At 62.9% G+C, this 23650-nt stretch carries 23 protein-coding genes; 10 read left to right on the top strand and 13 right to left on the bottom strand.

The genetic code is table 11. The features are described 5' to 3' along the window. Positions 1-12 precede the first annotated feature (12 nt). Positions 13-945, bottom strand: coding sequence for a Flp pilus assembly protein CpaB (gene cpaB, locus ACLH0J_RS31310; RefSeq protein ID WP_411390379.1), 933 nt, complete (start codon positions 943-945; stop codon positions 13-15). A 330-nt stretch (positions 946-1275) separates the two neighbouring features. Between cpaB and ACLH0J_RS31305 the strand changes: the two genes are divergently transcribed. Both ACLH0J_RS31305 and ACLH0J_RS31300 read left to right on the top strand, forming a co-directional pair. Further along, the gene (locus ACLH0J_RS31305; protein WP_411390378.1) at positions 1276-1473 is read left to right on the top strand and encodes a Flp family type IVb pilin; all 198 of its coding nucleotides are present in this window, start codon (positions 1276-1278) and stop codon (positions 1471-1473) included. Between the two features lie 49 nt (positions 1474-1522). Then, positions 1523-1924: a response regulator gene (locus ACLH0J_RS31300; protein ID WP_411390377.1), complete on the top strand. Its 402-nt coding sequence runs from the start codon at positions 1523-1525 to the stop codon at positions 1922-1924. 29 nt (positions 1925-1953) lie between these two features. Here ACLH0J_RS31300 and ACLH0J_RS31295 read toward each other — a convergent pair whose 3' ends face one another. From ACLH0J_RS31295 to ACLH0J_RS31280, 4 genes are all read right to left on the bottom strand, one after another. Continuing rightward, complete coding sequence (locus ACLH0J_RS31295; RefSeq protein WP_411390376.1) at positions 1954-3636, bottom strand: ShlB/FhaC/HecB family hemolysin secretion/activation protein; 1683 nt, start codon at positions 3634-3636, stop codon at positions 1954-1956. 183 nt (positions 3637-3819) lie between these two features. Then, a complete protein-coding gene (locus ACLH0J_RS31290; protein ID WP_411390375.1) occupies positions 3820-5040 on the bottom strand; it encodes a collagen-like triple helix repeat-containing protein in 1221 nt (406 codons plus the stop codon). 300 nt (positions 5041-5340) lie between these two features. After that, complete coding sequence (locus ACLH0J_RS31285; protein ID WP_411390374.1) at positions 5341-6189, bottom strand: MaoC family dehydratase; 849 nt, start codon at positions 6187-6189, stop codon at positions 5341-5343. Positions 6190-6191: 2 nt separating this feature from the next. Beyond that, positions 6192-7535: a 3-oxoacyl-ACP reductase gene (locus tag ACLH0J_RS31280; protein ID WP_411390373.1), complete on the bottom strand. Its 1344-nt coding sequence runs from the start codon at positions 7533-7535 to the stop codon at positions 6192-6194. Positions 7536-7638: 103 nt separating this feature from the next. Between ACLH0J_RS31280 and ACLH0J_RS31275 the strand changes: the two genes are divergently transcribed. Next, the gene (locus ACLH0J_RS31275; RefSeq protein ID WP_411390372.1) at positions 7639-8916 is read left to right on the top strand and encodes an acetyl-CoA C-acetyltransferase; all 1278 of its coding nucleotides are present in this window, start codon (positions 7639-7641) and stop codon (positions 8914-8916) included. 134 nt (positions 8917-9050) lie between these two features. Then, positions 9051-9950: a PA4780 family RIO1-like protein kinase gene (locus ACLH0J_RS31270; protein ID WP_010567652.1), complete on the top strand. Its 900-nt coding sequence runs from the start codon at positions 9051-9053 to the stop codon at positions 9948-9950. An 81-nt stretch (positions 9951-10031) separates the two neighbouring features. Here ACLH0J_RS31270 and cueR read toward each other — a convergent pair whose 3' ends face one another. From cueR to ACLH0J_RS31255, 3 genes are all read right to left on the bottom strand, one after another. Continuing rightward, the gene (cueR, locus tag ACLH0J_RS31265; RefSeq protein WP_411390371.1) at positions 10032-10436 is read right to left on the bottom strand and encodes a Cu(I)-responsive transcriptional regulator; all 405 of its coding nucleotides are present in this window, start codon (positions 10434-10436) and stop codon (positions 10032-10034) included. Then, on the bottom strand, positions 10433-12634 hold the full coding sequence (locus ACLH0J_RS31260; RefSeq protein ID WP_411390370.1) for a heavy metal translocating P-type ATPase: 2202 nt from the start codon (positions 12632-12634) through the stop codon (positions 10433-10435). The genes cueR and ACLH0J_RS31260 overlap by 4 nt, the downstream gene beginning before the upstream one ends. A 66-nt stretch (positions 12635-12700) precedes the next feature. Further along, positions 12701-13081 carry a hypothetical protein gene (locus ACLH0J_RS31255; protein ID WP_411390369.1) on the bottom strand — a complete coding sequence of 127 codons (381 nt, stop codon included), beginning with the start codon at positions 13079-13081 and terminating at the stop codon, positions 12701-12703. A 148-nt stretch (positions 13082-13229) separates the two neighbouring features. On the opposite strand from ACLH0J_RS31255, the gene ACLH0J_RS31250 reads away from it, so the two are divergent. Together ACLH0J_RS31250 and ACLH0J_RS31245 are read left to right on the top strand one after the other, a co-directional pair. Continuing rightward, positions 13230-13421, top strand: a complete 192-nt coding sequence (locus ACLH0J_RS31250; RefSeq protein ID WP_411390368.1) for a heavy-metal-associated domain-containing protein — start codon at positions 13230-13232, stop codon at positions 13419-13421. Between the two features lie 85 nt (positions 13422-13506). Continuing rightward, a complete protein-coding gene (locus ACLH0J_RS31245; RefSeq protein ID WP_411390367.1) occupies positions 13507-14700 on the top strand; it encodes a multidrug effflux MFS transporter in 1194 nt (397 codons plus the stop codon). An 8-nt stretch (positions 14701-14708) separates the two neighbouring features. On the opposite strand, the gene ACLH0J_RS31240 is transcribed toward ACLH0J_RS31245, so the two are convergent. The 3 genes from ACLH0J_RS31240 to ACLH0J_RS31230 form a co-directional block, all read right to left on the bottom strand. After that, positions 14709-14891, bottom strand: coding sequence for a hypothetical protein (locus tag ACLH0J_RS31240; RefSeq protein ID WP_078835590.1), 183 nt, complete (start codon positions 14889-14891; stop codon positions 14709-14711). Between the two features lie 145 nt (positions 14892-15036). Further along, complete coding sequence (locus ACLH0J_RS31235; protein WP_411390366.1) at positions 15037-16050, bottom strand: zinc-binding alcohol dehydrogenase family protein; 1014 nt, start codon at positions 16048-16050, stop codon at positions 15037-15039. Positions 16051-16195: 145 nt separating this feature from the next. Next, positions 16196-16489, bottom strand: coding sequence for a putative quinol monooxygenase (locus ACLH0J_RS31230; RefSeq protein ID WP_411390365.1), 294 nt, complete (start codon positions 16487-16489; stop codon positions 16196-16198). A gap of 118 nt (positions 16490-16607) precedes the next feature. On the opposite strand from ACLH0J_RS31230, the gene ACLH0J_RS31225 reads away from it, so the two are divergent. From ACLH0J_RS31225 to ACLH0J_RS31215, 3 genes are all read left to right on the top strand, one after another. Continuing rightward, on the top strand, positions 16608-17534 hold the full coding sequence (locus ACLH0J_RS31225) for a LysR family transcriptional regulator (RefSeq protein ID WP_411390364.1): 927 nt from the start codon (positions 16608-16610) through the stop codon (positions 17532-17534). A gap of 137 nt (positions 17535-17671) precedes the next feature. Further along, positions 17672-18367, top strand: a complete 696-nt coding sequence (locus ACLH0J_RS31220; RefSeq protein ID WP_411390363.1) for an ArsR/SmtB family transcription factor — start codon at positions 17672-17674, stop codon at positions 18365-18367. Between the two features lie 117 nt (positions 18368-18484). Continuing rightward, positions 18485-19852, top strand: a complete 1368-nt coding sequence (locus ACLH0J_RS31215) for an MFS transporter (RefSeq protein ID WP_411390362.1) — start codon at positions 18485-18487, stop codon at positions 19850-19852. 100 nt (positions 19853-19952) lie between these two features. Here the strand turns inward: ACLH0J_RS31215 and ACLH0J_RS31210 are convergent, their stop codons facing one another. Continuing rightward, positions 19953-20906, bottom strand: coding sequence for an adenosine deaminase (locus ACLH0J_RS31210; RefSeq protein ID WP_321142506.1), 954 nt, complete (start codon positions 20904-20906; stop codon positions 19953-19955). 193 nt (positions 20907-21099) lie between these two features. Between ACLH0J_RS31210 and ACLH0J_RS31205 the strand changes: the two genes are divergently transcribed. Further along, entirely contained in the window at positions 21100-22191 is a 1092-nt protein-coding gene (locus ACLH0J_RS31205; protein WP_411390361.1) for a calcium:proton antiporter, read from the top strand. Here ACLH0J_RS31205 and ACLH0J_RS31200 read toward each other — a convergent pair whose 3' ends face one another. Next, positions 22192-23547 (bottom strand): 8-oxoguanine deaminase, encoded by a 1356-nt coding sequence (locus ACLH0J_RS31200; RefSeq protein WP_411390360.1) that lies wholly within the window; start codon positions 23545-23547, stop codon positions 22192-22194. Positions 23548-23650 lie beyond the last annotated feature (103 nt).

Raw genomic sequence — 23650 nt, 5'->3', positions numbered from 1 at the left:
ATCCTTGCTCGATTACGGGGTTTGGGGCGCCGCCTGGGCGCCGCGAATCACTTCAATGCCACGTCGTACGCCAGGCTCGCCGCCGGCTGCCGCGAGTCTTTTCGGTGGGCCGATCAGGGCCAGTTGGGTGAATTGGTAGAGGTCGCGGTTGGTGCTTGCCAGTTTGTCCGGCGCCGCGTTTTCCCCGGCCCAGTAGCGGCTGAGCAATTGCTCCTCGGCGCTGCGTACGGCCAGGCGCAAGGTGCCGGCTTGAGCCGCGAGCATCAGGCGACTCAATAACGGTTCCGGCACCGCCAGCACCACGGTGCGCGCCGCAGCACGCCGCTGGGCGGCCTGGGCGCGTTCTTCGGCGGTGACGGGGGGCGGCACGGCCGGCTGGCCATCGTTGGCCAGGCCCATTTGGTCGCCGACGCTGAGCAGGCGCATGGCCGGGAGGACGACCTGGGCCGACTGTTCGGCATTGACCGCGTCCTGGCGCAGAAACAGCAGCACATCCACGTAATCGCCGGGGCTCAGCTGCCCGCCGGCGCCGATCACCTCGTCCACGGCGACGGCCAGCGCGCGTTCGCCAGGGCGGATCATGCGGGCCAGCGGGCCGCCGGCGCTGAAGCTGTCTTCGTTGAGCCAGGTGCCGGCGCCCAGCGTGCGCAGCGGCATGCGGCCGATGGCCTGGTCGAGTCGGGTCAGGCTGCCGGCGGGGACCGTGCGCAGTGTTTCCACCGCGAGGTCGGCGGCGGTGAGCGGGACGAACGCCGGGGCATCCTTGACCAGCACCACGACGGGTTGACGGCTCTGGTCTTCGACGGTGGCAACGGTGTTTGCAACGGAAACGACAGGTGCTGCGACAGGTTCCGTTGGGCGACTCAACACCAGCCCCCAATACCCGGCGATCAATGCCCCAATAAGCAGCACGCCCGCCAGGACCATGCTGATACGACTGTTCATGACGGCTCTCCCTTTCCCTGTTGCACTACGCATTCGTTTAATCCAAACGAATTAATCTGCAACTTGGCTGTAATGAACATCTAACGATTTGGCTATTGGACGGTAGCTCAGCTAGGACAAAATGCCATTACCTGCAAAAAATATAGCTAAACGAAAAAAGATACCCTTATAGATACGCCGGTTTTACGCGTTAACGTTGCGACTAATACTTTATGACTAATCAGTTCTTACAGTTGTGAGGCCGCGGTTTGTTGACAATGCTCAAGTCGCACGCCGCGATCACGTGCCAGAGCCGTGCCGGCTTTCCGTGGCGTTTTAGGGAGAAGTCTTATGTTCCTTGACCTGATGTTGAAACTGTATGTTCAGACACAACTATTCTTCAAACGCAAAGACGGTGCCTCGGGTATTGAATACGCCATTATTGTCGCGCTGGTTGCGCTTGTTATTGTCGGTGCCGGTACAGGGCTTGGAACCAAGATCAGTACAATCTTCACGAACATGGCTACCAAGATGCCGACCGGGACGTGATCCTAAGTTGGCGTAGCGATTACCGATACTTCCTCTTGCAGGGGCGGCCATGAGCGCATCGTCTTCACGTCAACAACTCTTATTGGTGGACGATGAAGAGGACGCTCTGATCGAACTTGCCGAATCCCTCACCCATGAGGGATTTGTCTGTTTCACCGCCAATTCCGTGACCTTCGCCCTGCAAGAATTGACACTTCACCCTGATATCGCCCTGGTCATCACCGACCTGCGCATGCCCGAGGAAAGCGGTATGTCCTTGATCACGCGCTTGCGCGAATACAGCTCATGCCCGCACCTGCCGGTGATGGTGATGTCGGGTCATGCCGAGATGGATGACGTCAGCGACATGCTGCGCCTGCAGGTGCTCGACCTGTTCCGCAAACCGATCTACCTGGTGCGGTTGATTGAAACGTTGAACCACCTTTTTCCCCGTGCAAAAAGCCACCTGTAGGCGCGAGCTCGCGCCGCCAGGTTTTTCAATCAGAGTTGATAACTGAAACTCAGCGTATAGCGCGCACGCCGGTTGAAATTGTCCAGCGCCACGTCGGACATCGGCTTGGCCGCTTCCAGGGCGACGTTGTAGTACTTGGCGTCGCCAAAACGCAGGCCCACGGCCGCCGACGACATGTCGTTGCCCTTGACCGGCAGGTCGTTGAACCAGGTCTTGGCGCGGTCGAACACCACATAGGGCTGCAGGATGCGCACCCAGTCGCCGGCGCGGTTGTAGCTGTAGTTGACCTCATAAGCCACGCCCCAGCCTTTGTCGCCCGAGCCCTGGTCGTCGGGGTAACCACGGCCGAAGTTCTGCCCGCCGAAGGTGGCGCGTTCGCTGTCGGGCAGGGTGGCATCGCTCCAGTACAGCGCGCCGGACAGCACGCCCTGCCAGTGCTCGAACAGACTGTTGCTCTGCACGCCGGACAGGCGCAGGCGCAAGAAATCGAGGTCCGGTTTGAGGCCGCCGAAGTCGCTGCGGGTTTTGGCGCCCAGGCCGTTGATGCCCTGGTACAGCCCGGCGCTGAGGATGCGCAGTTGGGTGGTGTCGGCCTTGCGCCAGTCGCCCTCGAACGCCACGGCGCGCAGGTCGGTTTCCAGCGTCAGGCGTTGTGGGAAACCGACCAGTTGGTAGCGGGTGGCCTGGTCGACGGCGTAGTAGCGCGCGCCGAGGTTCAACGACTCCGTGGGCGAGGCGATCAGCGGATGGCTGACGCCGATGGCATAGCGGTCGATTTGCTGGTGCGGCTTGAGTTCGAAACCGTCGCCCAGTTGCAGGTTGCTGCGCGGGTCGGCGCGGTAGCGTTCGCCCGACAACGCCAATTGGGTGCCCTCGGCATTGATGAACTGGCTGTAGGCTGCGCGGTAGTAGTGTTCTTTGTCCTCGCCGGGCGGGAACAGGCCGCTGACGCTCAGTTGTTCGCCCATGGCGGTCCATGAGTTGCTGGTGGCGGTCAGCAGCGCTTGGGTGCCGCCGCGGCTGGCTTCGTTCAGGCTCATGCTGGTGGTGAAGGGTTTGCGGCTGGCGCTGATGTGCATGCGGGTGCCGCCATCGGTGGTGCCGGGTGGCGGCACCTGGGCCTGCAAGGTCACGCCCGGGATGGCGCTCATCAGGGTGGTGTAGCGCTCGAAGGTCTTGCGCGTGAGTGGGCGTTCGGCCTGAAGTTTTGCCGCGAGTTTGTCGACGTAGGACGACACCGCGCCGATGTCGCCTTGCACCTGGTAATCGCGGATATAACCCTCGACCAGCACCACCTGCACCAGACCGTCTTCGAAGCGTTGTTGCGGCAGGAAGGCGTAGGACAGCAGGTAACCGTCTTGCTGGTAGCGCCGGGTGATGCTGCGGGTGGCTTCGATCAATTGCGCCAGGTTGGTTTCATGGCCGATCAGCGGCGCGAAAGCCTGGGCGACCTCCTTGAGTGGATACACCGTACCGCCGTCGATCTGCAGTTTGCGGATGGTCACTTGGGTGTCCATCTGCAACGGCTGCGCCTCGGTGGCAGCGGGCGCCGGCAGTTGGGTTTGCGGGGTGGCTGGTCGGTAGGCGTCGGCGGGCAGGTTGGGTACCGGCAGGTTGCGGATGGTGTCGTTGCTGTTGAGGAAGCTGGGAAGGGTATCGGCGTGGGCGTAAGCATTGAGGGTGAGCACTAACAACGGTGTCAAAGCGCGCATAGGACACTCCATGGTCAAAACTGCTGCAGCGTTTGGCTGGTTTTCGCCGGGCTCTGGGGCGCGGTTCGGGGGCTTTCGGGATCACTCATTGATCCCAAAAAAAGACGAGAGACTTAGTGGGTCTCTCGTCTCAACCAAGCGTAGGCGCTGTAGGGGAGGCCGTCTAACCGGCCAGGTGCAATTCTATTGTTTGCCGCTCAGGCCACCCAGCAGCCCGCCGAGCAGACCACCGTTTGCACTTGCCCCGGCACCGGCCGAAGCCCCGGCGCCGACGCTCAGGCCGCCAGCGAGCAAGCCACCGCCGGTGCTGGTGCCGCCGCTGACCAGGCCACCGACCGACGCCACGGTGTTACCGACTGCGCTCACCGTACCGCCCACGGCGTTGGTGATCGGGTTGGCATGGGTGCCGCTGATCTGACCGCCCAGGCTGCTGACGGCGCTGCCCACATTCGTCACCAAGCCGTTGACGGGCGCACCCAGGCCGACGGTTTGGGTCAGGTTGCTCACGCCGCTGGTGCCTGCACCGGGATCGACATAACCGCCGGCCTTGCCGACCGCGCTGCCTACACCGTTGAGTACATTGCCCACGGCGCCGGTCAGCGGGTTGCCGGTACCGCCGGTGCTGGCGACTTTATCGCCCAGGCCATCGACGGTAGCGCCGACTTTTTGCAGCAGGCCGCCGACCGGGGAGTCGAGGCCCGTGGTGGTGCCGACTTTACCGGTGGTGTTTTCCACCAGGGACACCACCGGCACCAGGACTTTCGCGCCCAGCGTATTCGTGACCGAACCCAGCGGGCCGGAGGTGCTCGCGGTGCTCAGGGTGTCGCCGAGCATGGTCACGGCATTGCCGACCTTGCCGACGACGTCGCCCACCACCGGTGCCGCCGTGCCCACTACCGGCACTTGCCCCAGCAGGGTGGCGACGTTGCTGCCGGTGACGGTTACGCCATCGCCCAGGTCGGCGACGCCGTTGGCCACGCCGGCGACGGTCTTGCCCAGGGCATTGCTGTCGGTACCCAGCGAGCCGAGGCCGTCCGACAGCCCGGTGCCGATGCGGCTGACCGCCGTGCCGGTAGCCGTCACCAGGCCATCAGCGGTTTCGCCGACGATCGGCAGGCTGCCCAGGGTCGTACCCAGGCTGCTGACGGTGCCACCGAGGTCGGTCACGGTGCTGCCGAGGGTATCGACCACATCGGCCGTGACCAGGGTGCTGGTGGTGCCGGTACCGCCGCCGGTACCGCCCGTGCCGCCACCGCCGGTGCTCCCGCCGGCTGCGGCGGTATCCGAGGAGGAGGAATCGCTACTGTGATGCCCGCCACCACCGCTGCTGCAACCGCCGAGCGTCAGTGCAATGGCCAGGGCCAGCGCGGTACTTGTTTTCCACAACACGACTTGAGTTTGCATGATTGAGTTCCTTGCACCTGTACAACCTGGGTTGTCTCAAACACTCGCTATTTCTTGGGATAGTGATGTGTTTGTCCGTGGGGCTATAACAGGCCTGGGTGCTCTTTCTCACAATGCTCTACTTGGTATTAACGATTTATATACAGCGCGGGTGTACCGGTTAAGTCATTAATACCAACGGTATAACGGTCGGATGTAGCAAGATATATATGCTTTATGAATCAAAAGCTTGAATAAAATAGCGGACGTTAAAACGTCCGCTATATCGTAGGGTGTATATATACAATTAATCAGTGTGTTTCAGGCGATCGGCCGCCATCGGCCGACCATATGTTCAATCTCCCCGGCGCCTTTCAACAGCCACTCACCGCTGGAACCGGCGGCGCTGGCCAATAACGTTACTTCACTGGGCAGGCGCACGGGCTTGCTGAATTCGACGTCTATTTCGATAGGGGCGGCAGGCAGGTGTTCGCCCAACGCGGCGAGGCTGCGCGCCGTGTTCCACAACCCGTGGGCGATGGCCTGGGGGAAGCCGAACAGCTTGGCGGTCAGGGCGCTGAGGTGGATGGGGTTGTAGTCGCCACTGACCCGCGCATAACGGCGGCCGATATCGGCGGGCGCCGTCCAGCGCGTCAGTTCGCGGACATGAGTGGGCGTGGGCAATGCCGCGTCAGTCGCTGCGCCTTCGAGCTTCACGCCGCGACACAGCATGCGGCTCTGCGCTTCCCACAGCAGGCCGAGGGCATCTTCGGCGGTGGTCACGATGTCAAAGGTCGCGCCCTTGTGATGGGGCTTGAGGTTCTGCGCGTGCACACTTATCCACAGGTGGCTGACACCGCCCAGAGGGCGATGGCGGCGGATGCGGTTGCTCAGGTGAATCAACCCCAGCAGCGGGAAGGGGAACGAGGGGTCAGTGAGCAACTGCATCTGCACACCGAACGCCAGGATGTGCGGATACGTCGCCGGCAGCAGGGGGCTGTCGGCAAACCCGCAGACCTTGCGATACGCCGCCACATCCCGCGGGTTGATGCTCACCTGACAGCGCAAGCCGTGGGCGGGCAAGGTGCTGCCGCTGATCTTGCGCTTGAGCGCCGCGCGCCAATACAGCGGCGGCAGAAACGGTGTTGTGTCTAAGGTTTGCCAGTGCATGCTTACGCTCCCAATAGACTTTGCCCACACACCCGCAGCGCTTGCCCGCTGACCGCACCGGAGCCCGGCTGGCCGAGCCAGGCCACGGCTTCGGCGACGTCCTGTGGCAAGCCGCCCTGGCCCAGGGAACTCATGCGCCGCCCGGCTTCGCGCAGGGCGAAGGGGATATGTGCGGTCATCTGGGTTTCGATAAACCCAGGAGCCACGGCGTTGATGCTGATGCCGCGCGCCTTGAGCAACGGTGCCCAGGCCTGGGCCAGGCCGATCAGCCCGGCCTTGCTCGCCGCGTAGTTGGTTTGCCCACGGTTGCCGGCGATTCCGCTGATGGAGGCCAGCAACACCACGCGCGCGTTGTCGTGCAGGGTGCCGCTGTCGAGCAGGGCCTTGGTCAGCACCTGCGGTGCGTTGAGGTTGACCGCGAGCACCGCGTCCCAGTATTCCGGGGTCATGTTGGCCAGGGTCTTGTCGCGGGTGATGCCGGCGTTGTGCACCAGGATGTCGAGGCCGTCGGGCAGTTGTTCGATGAGCTGGCTGGCAGCGTCTTCGGCGCAGATATCCAGTGCCACGGTGCGCGCACCCAGGCGCGCGGCCAGGGCGTCGAGGTCGGCCTTGGCCTGGGGCACGTCGAGCAGGATCACCTCGGCACCGTCGCGGGCGAGGGTTTCGGCGATGGACGCGCCGATGCCCCGGGCGGCGCCGGTCACCAGCGCCTTGCGCCCGGCCAGTGGGCGGGTCCAGTCCTCGACCGGCGTGGCGCAGGCGTCCAGGCGGATCACCTGGCCGCAGATGTAGGCACTTTTCGGCGACAGGAAAAACCGCAGCGCACCTTCCAGTTGGTCTTCGGCGCCGTCGCCGACGTAGAGCAATTGCAGGACGCCGCCGTTGCGCAGTTCTTTGGCCAGGGAGCGGCTGAAGCCTTCAAGGGCGCGCTGGGCGCTGGCGGCAAACGGGTCGTCGAGGCTTTCCGGGGCGCGGCCGAGGATCACCAGGTGCGCGCTGTTCTGCAGGTTTTTCAGCAGCGGCTGGAAAAATTCGCGCAGTTGCTTGAGTTGATCGGTGTGCCGCAGGTCGCTGGCGTCGAACACCACCGCCTTGAGCTTGGGGCCGTGGCCGGGAATCCAGGTCGAGGACTCGCAGCCGTACGTGTAGATGGCGTCGGTGAGCTTGTGGGCAAACGCCTGTACATGAGTTGTCAGCGTGCCACTACTCAACAGCAGCGCGCCTTCCACCGGGCGCAGGCGCCCGGCTTGCCAGCGTTCCAGGCGTACCGGTGACGGCAGGCCAAGGGCGGCGACCAGGCGATGGCCGAGGCTTGAGTTGGCGAAGTCGATATAACGGTCAGACATGGAACGCTCTCCGAAGGCTGGGGTTCAAAGGGTTGACCACCCCAGGGTAGCAGTCGTTCGACTAGGCTCAGATATCCAGCCCACAACAGACAGGGAGCTTTCCATGACTCAATTGCGCCGTGTAGCGATCATTGGCGGTAACCGCATTCCTTTCGCCCGCTCCAATGGCCCCTATGCCACCGCGAGCAATCAGGCGATGCTCACCGCCGCCCTGGAAGGCCTGATCGAACGCTACAACCTGCACGGCCTGCGCATGGGCGAGGTGGCCGCCGGCGCGGTGCTCAAGCATTCGCGCGACTTCAACCTGACCCGCGAATGTGTGCTGGGCTCGCGCCTGTCACCGCAAACCCCGGCCTACGACATTCAGCAGGCGTGCGGTACCGGGCTTGAGGCAGCGCTGCTGGTGGCCAACAAAATCGCCCTGGGCCAGATCGAATGCGGCATCGCTGGCGGCGTGGACACCACCTCCGACGCGCCGATCGGCGTGAATGAAGGCCTGCGCCAGATTCTGCTGCAGGCCAACCGCAGCAAGTCCATGGCGGATAAATTAAAACTCCTGTTACAACTTCGGCCCCATCACCTCAAACCTGAGCTGCCGCGCAACGGCGAGCCGCGTACCGGTCTGTCCATGGGCCAGCATTGCGAACGGATGGCCCAGACCTGGCAGATTCCCCGCGCCGAGCAAGACCAGTTGGCCCTGGAAAGCCATCAGAAAATGGCCGCCGCCTACGCCGAAGGCTGGCACAACGACCTGCTCACGCCGTTTCTGGGCCTGACCCGCGACAACAACCTGCGCCCCGACCTGACCCTGGAAAAACTCGCCGCGCTCAAGCCCGCCTTCGAGCGCAGCGAAAAGGGCACGCTCACCGCCGGCAACTCCACGCCGCTCACCGACGGTGCCTCCCTGGTGTTGCTGGGCAGCGAAGCCTGGGCCCGGGAACGCGGCCTGCCGATCCTGGCGTATTTGCGCGATGGCGAGGCGGCGGCGGTGGATTTCGTCAACGGCGCCGAAGGCCTGCTGATGGCGCCGGTGTATGCGGTGCCGCGCTTGCTGGCCAGGAATGGTCTGACGCTGCAGGATTTCGATTACTACGAGATCCACGAAGCGTTCGCTGCCCAGGTGTTGTGCACGCTCAAGGCGTGGGAGGATGCGGATTACTGCAAGACCCGCCTCGGGCTGGACGCGCCGCTGGGGTCCATCGACCGCAGCCGGCTCAATGTGAAGGGCAGCTCCCTGGCCGCCGGCCACCCGTTTGCCGCCACCGGCGGGCGCATCGTCGCCAACCTCGCCAAGTTGCTCGATGCGGCGGGCAAGGGGCGCGGGTTGATTTCGATCTGTGCGGCCGGCGGCCAAGGTGTCACTGCGATCATCGAGCGTTGATTGCCGGCGAAACTGGCATATTGGATGCATTCTTGAGTGGTCAGAGGTCGGTAGCCTCTCCCACCGGCGAGCCGATTGCCGTATAACGAGTGCCATACGCGTATTTGGTAATAAAGGACCCACAATAAAAGCTGATGAAGACTCCTAAACGCATTGAACCCCTGATCGAAGACGGTCTGGTCGACGAAGTGCTGCGCCCACTCATGAGTGGTAAAGAAGCAGCTGTTTATGTGGTGCGCTGCGGCAACGAATTGCGTTGCGCCAAGGTTTACAAGGAGGCGAATAAACGAAGTTTTCGTCAAGCGTCCGAATACCAGGAAGGCCGTAAGGTCCGTAACAGCCGCCAGGCCCGGGCCATGGCCAAGGGCTCCAAGTTCGGCAAGAAAGAAACCGAAGATGCCTGGCAGAACGCTGAAGTGGCGGCACTGTTCCGCCTGGCCGGTGCGGGCGTTCGCGTGCCTCAGCCGTACGACTTCCTCGAAGGCGTGCTGTTGATGGAACTGGTGGCCGACGAATACGGCGATGCGGCGCCGCGTCTGAATGACGTGACGCTGGAGCCGGACCAGGCGCGTGAATACCACGCCTTCCTGATTTCCCAGATCGTGCTGATGCTGTGTACCGGCCTGGTGCACGGTGACCTGTCCGAGTTCAACGTACTGCTCACGCCCACGGGCCCGGTGATCATCGACCTGCCCCAAGCGGTGGATGCGGCGGGCAACAACCACGCGTTCAGCATGCTGGAGCGGGATGTGGGCAACATGGCCTCCTACTTCGGGCGCTTTGCCCCGGAGTTGAAAAAGACCAAGTACGCCAAGGAAATGTGGGCCTTGTACGAAGCCGGCACCTTGCACCCGGCCAGCGTCCTGACCGGCGAGTTCGACGAGCCGGAAGAGTTGGCGGACGTGGGCGGTGTGATCCGCGAGATCGAAGCCGCGCGGCTGGATGAAGAGCGTCGCCAGGCGATTCGGGCGGCGGATGATGCGCCACCGAGCAAAACACCTGACGAGCCACCGCCGCCGCCGTGGATGCAGTGATCCCCCGGCAAGTGGCAATCTGAAAAGTGTGGGAGGGGGTAAGCCCCCTCCCACATTGGATTGTGTGTGCCGTCAGTTACATCATCCGGCGCAGCAGCTTCCGGACGCCAACTCCTTGAGAATCGGGCAGTCCGGGCGATGATCGCCCTGGCAGTGATCGACCAGGTCCTGCAAGGTATCGCGCAGTTGCCCCAGCTCCAGAATCTTTTGGTTCAACTCTTCTATGTGCTGGCGCGCCAAGGCCTTCACATCGGCGCTGGCGCGGTGCCGGTCCTGCCACAACGTCAGCAGCTTGCCGACTTCTTCCAATGAAAACCCCAGGTCCCGCGAGCGTTTGATGAACGCCAGGGTGTGCAAGTCGTCGTCACCGTACACGCGATAGCCGCTGTCGGCGCGATGGGCGGCTTTGAGCAGACCGATGGATTCGTAGTAGCGAATCATCTTCGCGCTCAACCCGCTGTGGCGGGCGGCCTGGCCGATGTTCATGGGTGTCGATCCTCCAGATCCTTGGGTTTCCAGGTTTTCAACAGCAGCGCATTGCTCACCACGCTGACGCTGGACAAGGCCATGGCCGCGCCGGCGAGGACCGGGTTGAGCAGGCCGAACGCCGCGAGGGGAATGCCGATCAGGTTATACACAAAGGCCCAGAACAGGTTCTGGCGGATTTTGGCGTAGGTCTTGCGGCTGATTTCCAGGGCGGCGGGCACCAGGCGTGGGTCGCCGCGCATCAGGGTGATGCCGGCCGCGTGCATCGCCACGTCGGTGCCGCCCCCCATGGCGATACCGATATCGGCAGCGGCCAGGGCCGGGGCGTCGTTGATGCCGTCGCCGACCATCGCCACCACGCCGGTTTTTTTCAGCTCGGCGACGGTGGCGGCTTTTTCGGCGGGCAGCACTTCGGCGTGCACATCGTCGATGCCCAGCGCCTCGGCGACCACGCGTGCGCTACCGCGATTGTCGCCGGTAAGCAAATGGCTGCTGATGTGCTGCGCCTTGAGCTGCTGCACGGCCTCGAGCGCACCGGGCTTGAGGGTGTCTCCGAAGGCGAACAGTCCCAGCACGCGCGGCTGCGCACCTTGTTCGATCAACCAGGACAAGGTCCGGCCTTCGGCTTCCCAGGCGGTGGCGGAGTTGGCCAGGTCGCCTTCGCTCAGGCCGCTTTCTGCCAGCAGACGGCGGTTGCCCAGGGCGAGCGCCTGGCCATCAAGCGTGCCGGCAATGCCGCGTCCGGTCAGGGACTGGCTGGCGCTCACATCCGCGACGCTCAGCCCTTGCTCGGCGCAGGCATCCAGCACGGCCTTGGCCAGCGGATGTTCGCTGCCGCGCTGCAAGGCGCCGGCTTGTTGCAGCACGTGGGATTCATTGCCGTCCACTGCGGCCAGATGGGCGATTTTCGGCGTGCCGGAGGTGAGGGTGCCGGTTTTGTCGAACACCACGACGCTGACGGCATGGGCACGTTCCAGGGCGTCGGCGTCCTTGATCAGAATGCCATGGCGCGCGGCGACGCCGGTGCCGGCCATGATCGCGGTCGGTGTGGCCAGGCCCAGGGCACATGGGCAGGCGATCACCAGCACGGCGACCGCATTGATGATCGCGGTCTCCAGCGCGGCGCCATAGAGCCACCAGCCCAGCAGCGTGATCACTGCCAGCACCAGCACCGTCGGCACGAACACCTGGCTGACTTTATCCACCAGTTTCTGGATCGGCGCCTTGGCCGCCTGGGCGTCTTCCACCAGGCGGATGATTCGCGCCAGCACGCTTTCCGCGCCCAGGGCCAGGGTGCGCACCAGCAGGCGGCCTTCACCGTTGATGGCGCCGCCGGTGACCTTGTCGCCCGGTTGTTTCGGTACCGGCAGGCTTTCGCCGCTGATCAGCGCTTCGTCGGCATGGCTTTGGCCGTCCACCACTTCCCCGTCCACCGGGAAGCGTTCGCCGGGTTTGACCAGCACCTGGTCGCCGAGCTGCAGCGCGCTGATGGCGACGTCTTCTTCGCGGCCGTCGACCACGCGAACCGCCCGCTCCGGCCGCAAGGCTTCCAGGGCCCGGATGGCGCTGGCGGTCTGGCGTTTGGCGCGGCTTTCCAGGTATTTGCCGAGCAGCACCAGGGCGATCACCACCGCCGAGGCTTCGAAGTACAGATGGGGCATGCTGCCCGCCGGGGCGGTGAGCCATTCGTAAATACTCAGGCCGTAGCCGGCGCTGGTGCCGATGGCCACCAGCAGGTCCATATTGCCGGCGCCGGCGCGCACAGCTTTCCAGGCGGCGATATAGAAGCGTGCACCGAAGATGAATTGCACTGGTGTCGCCAGGGCGAATTGCACCCAGGCGGGCAGCATCCAGTGCACGCCGAAGGGTTGTGCCAGCATCGGCAGCACCAGCGGCAACGCGAGCAGAATGGCCAGCAGCAGCGCCCAGCGTTCGTGGTGCAGGTGCTGGGCCTGACTGGCCTCGGTGGCCGTTTCGCTCTGGGGCAGGGTGGCGGTGTAGCCGGCCTTGTCGACGGCGGCGATCAGCACGGCGGGGTCCATCTGGCCGAGCACTTCGATGTGGGCGCGCTCGTTGGCCAGGTTCACGCTGACGCTTTGCACCCCCGGCACCTTGCCCAGCGCGCGCTCGACCCGTCCGGCGCAGCTGGCGCAGGTCATGCCGCCGATGGGCAGGTCAAAGGTGGTGGTTCCATTCATGGGGCAGTCCTCCTGAAGACGTTGCCCCTAGGATCAACCTTGACCTGTGGGGAAGGTCAAGCGTCTTTAGTATCCCAATGCCGCAGGCTTGAGGTACATGCCTTCCGGGCCTTGGGCGATGCGTAATTTGCGCACGTCACCGACCTTCAACGTAATGTTCTGCGCGGGGGGCGCCAGCAGGCTCGGCAGGCAGCCCGGCGCTTGCCCGGGCAACAGTTTCAGGCGCAGAGACACATTGCCCGCCGGCAAGTTGAACGAGGTGGCTTGTTCCTGGAACAGCCGGCCCGACAACTGGTCATTGATGTACAGGCCGATCTCGCAATTGGTCGGCACTTCCAGGCGTTCCCGGGAAATGATCAGCACTGCATAGTCTTCTGCGGCCTGGGCCGGGGGCGCAGCGGCAGACAAGCACATCAGGCCGACAAGGCCAAAAAACGACCAGCGCATGGCGAATGCTCCGTGGTTCACATCTAAGAAAGGCCCAAGCTTGGCCGACGTTGCCGCCGAATACCAGCCCGGCAGAGATTCTTGGAACTTGACCTTGCCATCGTGGCAAGGTCGACACTGCGTCCAACCTCATCAAAGGAGTCATGTCATGCAAGTATTCAGCGTTGAAGGAATGACCTGCGGCCACTGCGTCAAGGCCGTGACCCAGGCGATAAAGAGCCAGGACCCGGCGGCCGAAGTGACGGTGGACCTCGCGGCCAAGCAAGTCAGCGTGCAAAGCCAGCTCAGCCACGAAGTGATCGCCGGGTTGATCCGCGAAGAGGGCTACAGCGTCGTCTGAATTTTAATAGATAGCGAGCTAACTTAATGTTCAAGGCACTCAAGCGCGGCTAGACTGTTCGGCTGCCGACACACTTGGGTGCCTGATGAACCTCCGCATACTCCTGATTCTGGGTGCCTTGAGCGCCTTCGCGCCGCTGGCGATCGATTTTTACCTGCCGGGCTTTCCGGCCATGGCCACGGCGTTTGCCACCGATGAAAAGCACATCCAACTGACCCTGGCGGTGTATTTCGGTGGCCTGGCCATCGGTCAATTGATCTACGGCCCGCTCGCCGACCGGTTTGGCCGACGCGGGCCGCTGCTCAGCGGCGTCACCCTGTTTACATTGGCGTCCTTTGCCTGTGCCTTTGCACCGTCCCTGGAATGGCTGATCGCTGCGCGCTTCGTGCAGGCCCTGGGCGGCTGCGCGGGCATGGTGATTTCCCGGGCGGTGGTCAGCGACAAATGTGATGCGGTGGGCTCGGCCAAGGTCTATTCGCAATTGATGCTGGTGACCGGCCTGGCACCGATCCTCGCGCCGTTGGCGGGCGGGTTGATGGTCGGGTTGTGGGGCTGGCAGTCGATCTTCCTGACGCTTTCGCTGTTCAGCGTGATGGCCGCCGTCGCTGTGGCGGTCGGTTTGCCGGAAACCTTCCCGGCCCATCAGCCACGTCAGCCGTTGTCCGGGTCGCTGCGCCGCTATGGCGCGTTGTTGTCCGACCGGGTTTACCTCGGCTATGCCTTGACCGGCGGTATTTCGATTGCCGGGATGTTTGCCTACATCGCCGGTTCGCCCTTTGTATTTATCAAACTGTACGGCGTACCCGCCGAGCATTACGGCTGGTTGTTCGGCTCCAACGCTGCGGGATTCATTCTGGTGGCGCAGGTCAATGCGCGCTTGCTGGCCCGGCGCGGTCCGGCGTTTTTGCTGTCGCGCACGGTGTGGGTCTACCTGCTGGCGGCGTTGGCGCTGTTGGGCATTGCCGCTTTGCGCACCGAGGCTTTGTGGCCGTTGTTGGTGCCGCTGTTTATCTGCATCGCCAGCCTGGGCTGTATTTTGCCCAACACCTCGGCCTGTGCCATGAGCGGGCAGGGCGCGCGGGCCGGCAGCGCTTCGGCGTTGCTCGGCTGCATTCAGTTTGGCGTGGCGGCGGGCGCGGCATCGTTGGTGGGCGTGCTGCACGACGGCACCGCCATGCCGATGGCCATGGTCATCTGCTTGTGCGGTGTGTTGGCGGTGACGATTGCGATGGCGACCCAGCGCCTGCAACGGGCGAGGGCCGCGCAGGCGCAGGTCTGAGGTGCGGGTCAGCCAGCGGCGGAGCGTTGCTGGCTGATCGGAAAGCGGTGAGGGGCCTGGATCCGGGCTTGCAGGGTCTCGGCGAACTCGCGGGCCTCGGCCTCGGTGCGGAAGGTGAACGCGTCCTTATTGAGACGGACCTGCCATTTATGGCCGGGGGATTTTGCTAACGCTTTTATCAGGATTTTCATTGCTGACTTCCTCACGTAAAAGAATCGTGGCAAAGGCCGCCAATATAAACCCGAATACGCTCACAAATATGACAGAGGTCAACTCTCGGACTAATGGCGCCGTCCATCAATCGGATGAATAACAGACGGCACCGATGCGGCCCCTTCAGAAGCCTTCCAACACGATTTTGCCCTTGGCCTTGCCGCTTTCCAGCAGCGCATGGGCACGGCGCAGGTTCGCCGCGTTGATCACGCCGAAGTGCTCGCCCACCGTGGTTTCCAGGATGCCGGCGTCTATCAGCTCGGCCACGCGGTTGAGCAGGTTGTGTTGCTCGATCATGTCCGGCGTCTCGAACATCGAGCGGGTGTACATGAACTCCCAATGCAGCGACAGGCTCTTGCGCTTGAGTTTGCTCACGTCCAGCGCCTTGGGATCGTCGATCAGCGCCAGCTTGCCCTGGGGTTGCAGGGCTTCCACCAGTTGATCCAGGTGATGCTCGGTCTGGGTCAGGCTGGCGACGTGGGTCACGTGCGGATGGCCAGCGGTTTTCAGCGCTTCGCTCAGCGGCTGGCTATGGTCGATCACCAAGTCAGCGCCGAGGGCCTTGGCCCACGCCTGGGTCTCCGGGCGCGAGGCGGTGCCGATGACTTTCAATGCGGTGAGCTGGCGAGCCAGTTGGGTCAGGATCGAACCCACGCCACCGGCGGCGCCGACGATCAGCAGGCTCTGGCCTTGATCTTCTTTACCTTCACGCACCTGCAGGCGCTCGAACAACAATTCCCAGGCGGTGATGGCTGTCAGCGGTAAGGCGGCGGCGTCGGCGAAACCCAGGCTCTTGGGCATATGGCCGACGATGCGCTCGTCCACGGTGTGCAACTCACTGTTGCCGCCCGGACGCACCAGCGAGCCGGCGTAGAACACCTTGTCGCCGGCCTTGAACAGCGTCACTTCGCTGCCGACGGCCTTGACCACGCCCGCCACGTCCCAGCCCAGCACCTTGGCGGCGCCGTTTTCCGGGGCGACGTTCTGGCGCACCTTGGTGTCTACCGGGTTGACCGAGATGGCTTTGACTTCCACCAGCAGATCGCGCGGGCCGGCGACGGGGGCTGGCAGTTCGATGTCTTGCAGCGCGTTTGGATCGGTGATCGGCAGTGATGCGTAGTAGGCGATGGCTTTCATGGTGTCTCCGGGAAAATACGCTGATTGACTGTAGGAGCGAGCTTGCTCGCGAAAATCGTTAACGATGACGCAGTGTCTCTATGGCGAATCGCGGTGCTCTTGAGTTGTTCGCGAGCAAGCTCGCTCCTACAGAAAAATGGGGCGGTCAGGCGAGAAACTTCAGGCGCTTGAGTTCAAAGTGTTCGATCACATCGGCAGCCTTGGTGCGGAAACTCTGGATATGCGCGCTCTGGTCATGGGCGGCCAGTGCGGCGTCGTCGGCCCAGCGTTCGAGCATGTAGAAGGTCTCGGGGTGTTGCAGGTCCTGGTGCAGGTCGTATTGCTCGCAACCGGCTTCCAGGCGCGTCGGCGCCAGCAGGCCACGCAGCAAAGGTTCGAGGATGGCCTGTTGGCCGGGCTTGGCGATCAGCGTGGCGATGACGTTAAAAGCAGTGGACATGTTCAACTCCAGACACGTGATGAGCGGGATGGGCAGATGATTGGCTATTTCTCTTGCAGATAAAAGCGGCTAAAACAGCAGTCTGTTTCAATAAAATTTTGATAATGGGTAGGAATGCATGCTGCGCTTTGATGATTTGCAGTTGTTTGTGCGTGCGGCCGACCTGGGCAGCCTGTCGGCGGCGGCGCGGGGGATGGACCTGTCCCCGGCGGTGGCCAGTGCGGCGCTTAAACGCATCGAACAGCAACTGGGCGCGCGCTTGCTGGCGCGTTCGACCCGCAGCCTGCGGTTAACCGCCGAGGGCGAGGGTTTCCTCGAATATGCCCGCGCGGCGCTCAGTTCCCTGGATGAAGGACGGCGCTTGTTGGCCAGTGGCCAGGATCACGTCAGCGGGGTCCTGCAACTGTCCGCACCTTCGGATTTCGGCCGCAACCAACTGCTGCCGTGGCTGGATGAGTTCCAGCGTGAGTACCCCCAACTCAGCGTGCGTCTGCTATTGGGCGATCGCATTGCCGATCTGTTCCGCCAACCGGTGGACATCGCCCTGCGCTACGGCGAGCCCGAAGATTCCAGCCTGATCGCGCTGCCCGTCGCGCCGCAGAATGTGCGTGTGCTGTGTGCCGCGCCCAGCTATCTCGCACGCCACGGCGAGCCCCGACACTTGGAGCAACTGGCCCAGCACAATTGCCTGCTGTACATGCTCGGCAGCCGGGTTCATGACCATTGGAGTTTCCATGACGGCAAACGCGACGTCAGCCTGACGGTCAGCGGTGACCGCTTCAGCGACGATGCCGATGTGGTGCGGCGCTGGGCGGTGGCGGGCGTGGGCATTGCCTATAAATCCTGGCTGGATGTGAGCGCCGATGTGCTGGCCGGACGCTTGCGCGTGATCCTGCCGGAGTTGCGTGGCGAGCGGACACCGCTGAATCTGTTGTGCGCCCACCGTGCGCAACTGAGTAAACCCATCAATCTACTGCGGGAAATGCTCGTGTCCCGCTGTGCGACTTTGACCGCTCAGTGGCCGGATCGAGCAAGCTTTACGTAATAGCCTCCATCACATAAGGAAATTTCACTCAAAACCTGTCCCTATCTGTGCTGTCAGACGCCGCGGAACCGGCGGCGTGCGCACCTATACTTTGGCGCCAACAGCAGCAGACAAATGATTTAACAGGGAGTGAACAGATGGAACAGGCACCTTGCATCAGTCAAATCGCCAGCTTGCTCGCCGATCCCAAACGCACCGCCATGCTCTGGGCATTGATGGACGGCTCGGCCAAGTCCTCGGCGGAATTGGCCGCGCTCGCCGAGCTGTCGCCCGCGTCGGCCAATGCGCACCTGGCGCGGCTGACCGGCAGCGGTTTGCTGCGGGTCGAGGCCCGGCGTGGCACACGGGTGTTTCGGATGGCGGCGGCCGATGTCAGCACCGCCATCGACGCCTTGGCCAGCACCACATTGGCCAGTGCGGTACGCAGCGCCCCCAATGCCTCGGCGGTGGCCCTGGTGGCGCCGCCGCAGTTGCGCCGCGCCCGGCTGTGCCAGGGCCACCTTGGCGGCGAGCTGGCGGCGGGCCTGTATCAGCGAATGATGTCGGCGGGCTGGGTCGAACGTTGTGACCCGCGCATCGACGTCACCCCCAAAGGCGCACGACAGCTGGCGAACCTGGGCATTTTTACCCAGGCACTGGCGTCGCCGGTGGTGTGTGATTGTTCCGACTGGAGCCAGCAGCAACCGCACCTGGGGGGCGCGCTGGGGGCGGGGTTGTTGCAACTGTTCTTACAGTTGAACTGGGTCAGCATCCACAACGAGTCCCGCGCCTTGCTGGTCAGCGATACCGGGCTGGAGGAAATCGGCCGGTTGGCGGCATCGGACGCGCCCTAGCCGCCGATTTGCCGGTAGGCGCGTCGTTTAGAGTTTCAGTCGGGTCGCATCCAGCAATAACCCGGAAAACCCATGCCGCACACTCGATGAGGGGATTTTTCACAGAGGGGATGCGGCATGGGTAGGCAAGGCTATAGCGCAGCGGAACGGCTTGAACGGTTGCCCATCAGCGGCTATCACCGTGTGATCTTTATCATCATTGCCCTGGCGTTTTTCTTCGACTCCATGGACCTGGCCATGATGACGTTCCTGTTGGGCTCGATCAAAACCGAGTTCGGCCTGAGTTCGGCCCAGGCCGGGTTGCTCGCCAGTTCGAGTTTTTTCGGCATGGTGGTGGGCGCGTCGTTGTCCGGGATGCTCGCCGACCGCTTCGGTCGCAAGCCGGTGTTCCAGTGGAGCATCGTGTTATGGGGACTCGCCAGCTACCTGTGCTCCACGGCGCAAACTGTGGAAACGCTGACGCTGTTTCGCATCCTGTTGGGCATCGGCATGGGCATGGAATTTCCGATAGCGCAGTCGATGCTGTCGGAGTTGATTCCCGCCAACAAGCGCGGGCGCTATATCGCCTTGATGGACGGATTCTGGCCCCTGGGCTTTGTGGCGGCGGGTGTGCTGTCTTACTTTTTGTTGCCGGTGATTGGCTGGCGCGACATCTTCCTGGTGTTGGCGGTGCCGGCGGTGTTTGTGCTGGCGATCCGCTTTTTCATCCCGGAGTCGCCACGCTGGTTGGAACAGGCGGGCCGGCATGAAACGGCGGACACGGTGTTGTCGGGCATCGAGCAGAAAGTCCGCGACTCGCTGGGCCGGGCCGATTTGCCGGAACCGATCCGCCTGCCTCGGGTGCAGACCACGCCGGGAGATTTTTTCTCGGCGTTCAAGCAGTTGTGGTCGGTGCAATATCGCCAGCGCACGATGATGATCTGGAGCGTGTGGTTCTTCGCGTTGCTCGGCTTTTATGGGCTCACTTCCTGGCTGAGCGCCTTGCTGCAGCAGTCGGGTTTTGCGGTGACCCAATCGGTGTATTACACGGTGATCATTTCCCTGGGCGGGATTCCGGGCTTCCTGATGGCGGCGTGGCTGGTGGAACGCTGGGGGCGTAAACCGGTGTGCGTCGTGACCTTGCTGGGCGGCGGGGTGATGGCGTTTCTGTATGGGCAGAGTGCTGTGTTCGGCGGCAATGTCGGTCTGCTGATTACCTCTGGCCTGCTGATGCAGTTCTTTTTGTTTGGCATGTGGGCGGTGCTGTACACCTACACACCGGAGCTGTACCCCACCTCGGCGCGGGCGACGGGCTCGGGGTTTGCCTCGGCGATTGGCCGGGTCGGCTCGCTGCTCGGGCCGATGGTGACCGGGCTGGTGTTTCCGATTACCGGGCAGGGCGGGGTGTTTGCCCTAGGCGCGCTGTGTTTTGCCGTGGCGGCGCTGGTGGTGTGGGTGTTCGGGATGGAAACGAAGGGCAAGACGCTGGAAGAGTTGAGTTCCTAACAAATGTGGGAACGGGCTTGCTCGCGATTGCGGTGGCTCAGTCAAATATTTAGCGACTGACACCGCGCAATCGCGAGCAAGCCCGCTCCCACATTTTCAGTTACGGCTTGACCAGTCGCGCATCCAGGCTGTTTTGCGCCAGGCGTTTGGCCTGGTCCTGGGTCATGCCCAGGGCGGTGTACAGCGCATGGAAGTTTTCGGTGACGTAGCCGCCGAAGTACGCCGGGTCATCCGAGTTCACCGTCACCTTCACGCCACGCTCGAGCATGTCGAGGATGTTGTGCTGGGCCATGTCGTCGAACACACACAGCTTGGTGTTGGACAACGGGCACACGGTCAGCGGGATCTGCTCGTCGATGATGCGCTGCATCAGGCGCTCGTCTTCGATGGCGCGTACGCCATGGTCGATGCGCTGGACTTTCAGCAGGTCAATGGCTTCCCAGATGTACTCGGGCGGGCCTTCTTCGCCGGCGTGGGCCACGGTGAGGAAGCCTTCGTGACGGGCACGATCGAACACGCGCTGGAACTTACTCGGCGGGTGCCCCATTTCCGAACTGTCCAGGCCCACGGCCACGAACGCATCACGGAACGGTAGCGCCTGGTCGAGGGTCTTCTCGGCTTCGGCTTCGCTCAGGTGGCGCAGGAAACTGAGGATCAAACCGCTGGTGATGCCCAGTTGCTGCTCGCCATCTTTGAGTGCGGCGGCGATGCCGTTGAGCACCACTTCGAACGGCACGCCACGGTCGGTGTGGGTTTGCGGGTCGAAGAAGGGTTCGGTGTGGATCACGTTCTGTTCTTTGCAGCGCAGCAGGTAGGCCCAGGTCAGGTCGTAGAAATCCTGGGAGGTGCGCAGCACGTCGGCGCCTTGGTAATACAGGTCGAGAAACTCTTGCAGGTTGTTGAAGGCGTAGGCCTTGCGCAGGGTTTCGACGTCGTTCCACGGCAGCGCGATCTTGTTGCGCTCGGCCAGCGCGAACAGCAACTCAGGCTCCAGCGAGCCCTCCAGGTGCAGGTGCAGTTCCGCCTTGGGCAGGGCGTTGAGCCAGTCGTACATGTCTAAAATCTCATCAGGTGCAATGGCGGCATTCTACAGGCCATGGCTGAAATATTTGGCAAAACCTGACCAGCAGGAGAGGATTCACTTTATTCACGCAAGCGCTGTGTGAACTAAGGTGTAACGAAACGTTAGCAGCGCAACGCAGTCTGTACCCCATCACTGACTGATTCACCGTTTGATAAGGCCCGGAATGCTCACTTCCCTCAAGCAAGAAAAATACATGCTACTGGCGCTGATTGCCGCCATCGTCGCCTACCCGCTGGAACACTGGATGCTGCACAGCGGGCAATCGGTGGCGCTGCTGGCCGGTTTGGCGCTGATCGGCTTTATCGTGATGGCTTCCATGCGTGTCGCCCATCATGCCGAGCAACTGGCAGAAAAAGTCGGCGACCCCTACGGCACCATGATCCTGACCCTGGCCGCCGTGCTGGTGGAGGTGGTGATCCTGGCGATCATGATGAGCAACGAGGCGTCGCCCACCTTGGTGCGCGACACCATCTACTCGGCGGTGATGCTCGACATCAACGGCATCCTCGGCCTGGCCGCGCTGATGGGCGGCATCAAGCATGGTGAACAGTCCTACAACGATGATTCGGCGCGCACCTACAGCGTGATGATCCTCACCGCGATGGGGGTGTCGATGGTGGTGCCGGAATTTATCCCCAAAGCCGATTGGAAAATTTACTCGGCCTTCACCATCGGCGCGATGGTGGTGCTCTACACCTTGTTCCTGAGGATGCAGGTGGGGCCCCACAGTTACTTCTTCAGCTACCGCTACCCGGAAAAACGCCGCAAGAAACTACCGGAAGACGAGATCGAGCCGCCGGTGAACCTGGCGTTCTCCGTCGGTACGTTGGTGTTTGGCGTGATTGTGATCGGTGCGCTGGCCGAGGTGATGTCCAAGACCCTCGACCTGGGACTGGAAGGTACAGGCGCGCCGCCGGTGGTCACGGCGATTGTGGTGGCAGCCATTTCCGCGGCGCCGGAGATTCTGACCGCCTTGCGCGCGGCCCTGGCCAACCGCATGCAGTCGGTGGTCAACATCGCGCTGGGTGCCTCGTTATCGACGGTGATTCTGACGGTGCCGGTGATGGAAGCCATGGCGCTTTACACCGGCCAGCCGTTTCAGATGGCAATGACACCGGTGCAGACCGTCATGGTGCTCATCACGTTGATCGTCAGCGCGATCAACCTCAACGATGGCGAAACCAACGCCATCGAAGGGATGACCCATTTCGTGCTGTTTGCGACGTTTATCATGCTGTCGCTGCTGGGGGTGTAGTCAGCCGGCGATCAACTGTCGCGCGGCCTGGCTGTGATCGGCGATCAAGCCTTTGAGGTCCAGGCCTTCAACCTGACCGTCAATCACGCGCCATGTGCCGCCGATCATCACCCGATCAGCCCGGTCCGCGCCGCACAGCAGCAGTGCGGCAATCGGATCATGGCTGCCGGAGAAGCGCAGTTCATCGAGTTTGAACAGCGCCAGATCAGCCTGTTTGCCTACGGCCAATTCGCCGATATCCGTACGCCCGAGTAACTGTGCCGACCCCCGGGTCGCCCAGCCCAGTACCCCTTCGGGGGTGATTTTTTCCGCGCCATAGCGCAGGCGCTGGATATACAGGGCCTGGCGCGTTTCGAGAATCATGTTCGACGCATCGTTGGAGGCCGAACCGTCGACGCCGAGGCCGATCGGTGCGCCAGCGGCGAGCAGGTCCAGGGTCGGGCAGATACCGGAAGCCAGGCGCATGTTCGAGCTTGGGCAATGGCAGATACCGGTGCCGGCGGCGCCCAGGCGTGCAATTTCATCCGGGTTGAAGTGAATGCCATGGGCCAGCCAGGTACGTGGGCCGAGCCAGCCAACGCTGTCGAGGTAGTCCACGGTGCGCAGGCCGAAGCGTTGCAGGCAGAAGTCTTCTTCGTCGAGGGTTTCCGCCAGATGGGTGTGCAGGCGCACGTCGAGGCTGTTGGCCAGTTCGGCGCTGGCTTGCATGATCTGCGGCGTGACGGAAAACGGCGAGCAGGGCGCCAGGGCAATCTGGATCTGCGCGCCGTCGCCGCGCTGGTGGTATTCGCGGATCAGGCGTTGGCTGTCGTCGAGGATTACCTGGCCTTGTTGCACGGTCTGCTGCGGTGGCAGGCCGCCGTCCGCTTCGCCCAGGCTCATCGAACCGCGGGTGAGCATGGCGCGCATGCCCAGTTCGCGCACGCATTGCACCTGCATATCAATCGCCTGTTCCAACCCATCGGGGAACAAATAGTGGTGATCGGCCGCCGTGGTGCAACCCGAGAGCAACAGTTCGGCCAGTGCGACTTTGGTGGCCAGGGCGAGTTTTTCCGGGGTGAGCCGTGCCCACACCGGGTACAGGGTTTTCAGCCAGGGGAATAAGGGTTGGTTGACCACCGGCGCCCAGGCGCGGGTCAGGGTTTGGTAGAAATGATGGTGGGTGTTGATCAGGCCGGGAAGGACGACATGCTCGCGAGCATCGAACACCTCGGCGCAAGGCTGTGCGGGTACTTGCCCCAGGGCCAGCACTTCGGCGATCACACCGTCTTGCAGCACCAGGCCGCCACGGGCATCGAGGCCGTTGGCAGTGAAAATCGCGAGAGGGGTTTTTAACCAGATACGGGTCGCAGGCATGGGCCGGCTCCTCTGAATGATGGGTTCAGGTTTGCCAGCTCAGTGTTGCCCTGTCTGCTGATCCAGGGTCGCCGGTGAGGGCGAGGTGCGCAGTCTACGCGCG

This window comes from Pseudomonas sp. MPB23, from assembly GCF_046605395.1.
Lineage (GTDB): Bacteria > Pseudomonadota > Gammaproteobacteria > Pseudomonadales > Pseudomonadaceae > Aquipseudomonas.
Note: the sequence above shows the minus strand (reverse complement) of the source record. Positions and strands in the feature narration are given on the sequence as shown.

What these genes read in the sequence shown, in the direction of transcription:
- ACLH0J_RS31205 (WP_411390361.1), top strand. Translation starts at nt 21,100, where the DNA reads ATGCTCACTTCCCTCAAGCAAGAAAAATACATGCTACTGGCGCTGATT.
- ACLH0J_RS31245 (WP_411390367.1), top strand. Translation starts at nt 13,507, where the DNA reads ATGAACCTCCGCATACTCCTGATTCTGGGTGCCTTGAGCGCCTTCGCG.
- ACLH0J_RS31285 (WP_411390374.1), bottom strand. Translation starts at nt 6,189, where the DNA reads ATGCACTGGCAAACCTTAGACACAACACCGTTTCTGCCGCCGCTGTAT.
- cpaB (WP_411390379.1), bottom strand. Translation starts at nt 945, where the DNA reads ATGAACAGTCGTATCAGCATGGTCCTGGCGGGCGTGCTGCTTATTGGG.
- ACLH0J_RS31230 (WP_411390365.1), bottom strand. Translation starts at nt 16,489, where the DNA reads ATGTCCACTGCTTTTAACGTCATCGCCACGCTGATCGCCAAGCCCGGC.
- ACLH0J_RS31255 (WP_411390369.1), bottom strand. Translation starts at nt 13,081, where the DNA reads ATGCGCTGGTCGTTTTTTGGCCTTGTCGGCCTGATGTGCTTGTCTGCC.
- ACLH0J_RS31275 (WP_411390372.1), top strand. Translation starts at nt 7,639, where the DNA reads ATGACTCAATTGCGCCGTGTAGCGATCATTGGCGGTAACCGCATTCCT.
- ACLH0J_RS31290 (WP_411390375.1), bottom strand. Translation starts at nt 5,040, where the DNA reads ATGCAAACTCAAGTCGTGTTGTGGAAAACAAGTACCGCGCTGGCCCTG.
- ACLH0J_RS31225 (WP_411390364.1), top strand. Translation starts at nt 16,608, where the DNA reads ATGCTGCGCTTTGATGATTTGCAGTTGTTTGTGCGTGCGGCCGACCTG.
- ACLH0J_RS31260 (WP_411390370.1), bottom strand. Translation starts at nt 12,634, where the DNA reads ATGAATGGAACCACCACCTTTGACCTGCCCATCGGCGGCATGACCTGC.
- ACLH0J_RS31235 (WP_411390366.1), bottom strand. Translation starts at nt 16,050, where the DNA reads ATGAAAGCCATCGCCTACTACGCATCACTGCCGATCACCGATCCAAAC.
- ACLH0J_RS31250 (WP_411390368.1), top strand. Translation starts at nt 13,230, where the DNA reads ATGCAAGTATTCAGCGTTGAAGGAATGACCTGCGGCCACTGCGTCAAG.
- ACLH0J_RS31300 (WP_411390377.1), top strand. Translation starts at nt 1,523, where the DNA reads ATGAGCGCATCGTCTTCACGTCAACAACTCTTATTGGTGGACGATGAA.
- ACLH0J_RS31270 (WP_010567652.1), top strand. Translation starts at nt 9,051, where the DNA reads ATGAAGACTCCTAAACGCATTGAACCCCTGATCGAAGACGGTCTGGTC.
- ACLH0J_RS31295 (WP_411390376.1), bottom strand. Translation starts at nt 3,636, where the DNA reads ATGCGCGCTTTGACACCGTTGTTAGTGCTCACCCTCAATGCTTACGCC.
- cueR (WP_411390371.1), bottom strand. Translation starts at nt 10,436, where the DNA reads ATGAACATCGGCCAGGCCGCCCGCCACAGCGGGTTGAGCGCGAAGATG.
- ACLH0J_RS31305 (WP_411390378.1), top strand. Translation starts at nt 1,276, where the DNA reads ATGTTCCTTGACCTGATGTTGAAACTGTATGTTCAGACACAACTATTC.
- ACLH0J_RS31215 (WP_411390362.1), top strand. Translation starts at nt 18,485, where the DNA reads ATGGGTAGGCAAGGCTATAGCGCAGCGGAACGGCTTGAACGGTTGCCC.
- ACLH0J_RS31240 (WP_078835590.1), bottom strand. Translation starts at nt 14,891, where the DNA reads ATGAAAATCCTGATAAAAGCGTTAGCAAAATCCCCCGGCCATAAATGG.
- ACLH0J_RS31200 (WP_411390360.1), bottom strand. Translation starts at nt 23,547, where the DNA reads ATGCCTGCGACCCGTATCTGGTTAAAAACCCCTCTCGCGATTTTCACT.
- ACLH0J_RS31210 (WP_321142506.1), bottom strand. Translation starts at nt 20,906, where the DNA reads ATGTACGACTGGCTCAACGCCCTGCCCAAGGCGGAACTGCACCTGCAC.
- ACLH0J_RS31220 (WP_411390363.1), top strand. Translation starts at nt 17,672, where the DNA reads ATGGAACAGGCACCTTGCATCAGTCAAATCGCCAGCTTGCTCGCCGAT.
- ACLH0J_RS31280 (WP_411390373.1), bottom strand. Translation starts at nt 7,535, where the DNA reads ATGTCTGACCGTTATATCGACTTCGCCAACTCAAGCCTCGGCCATCGC.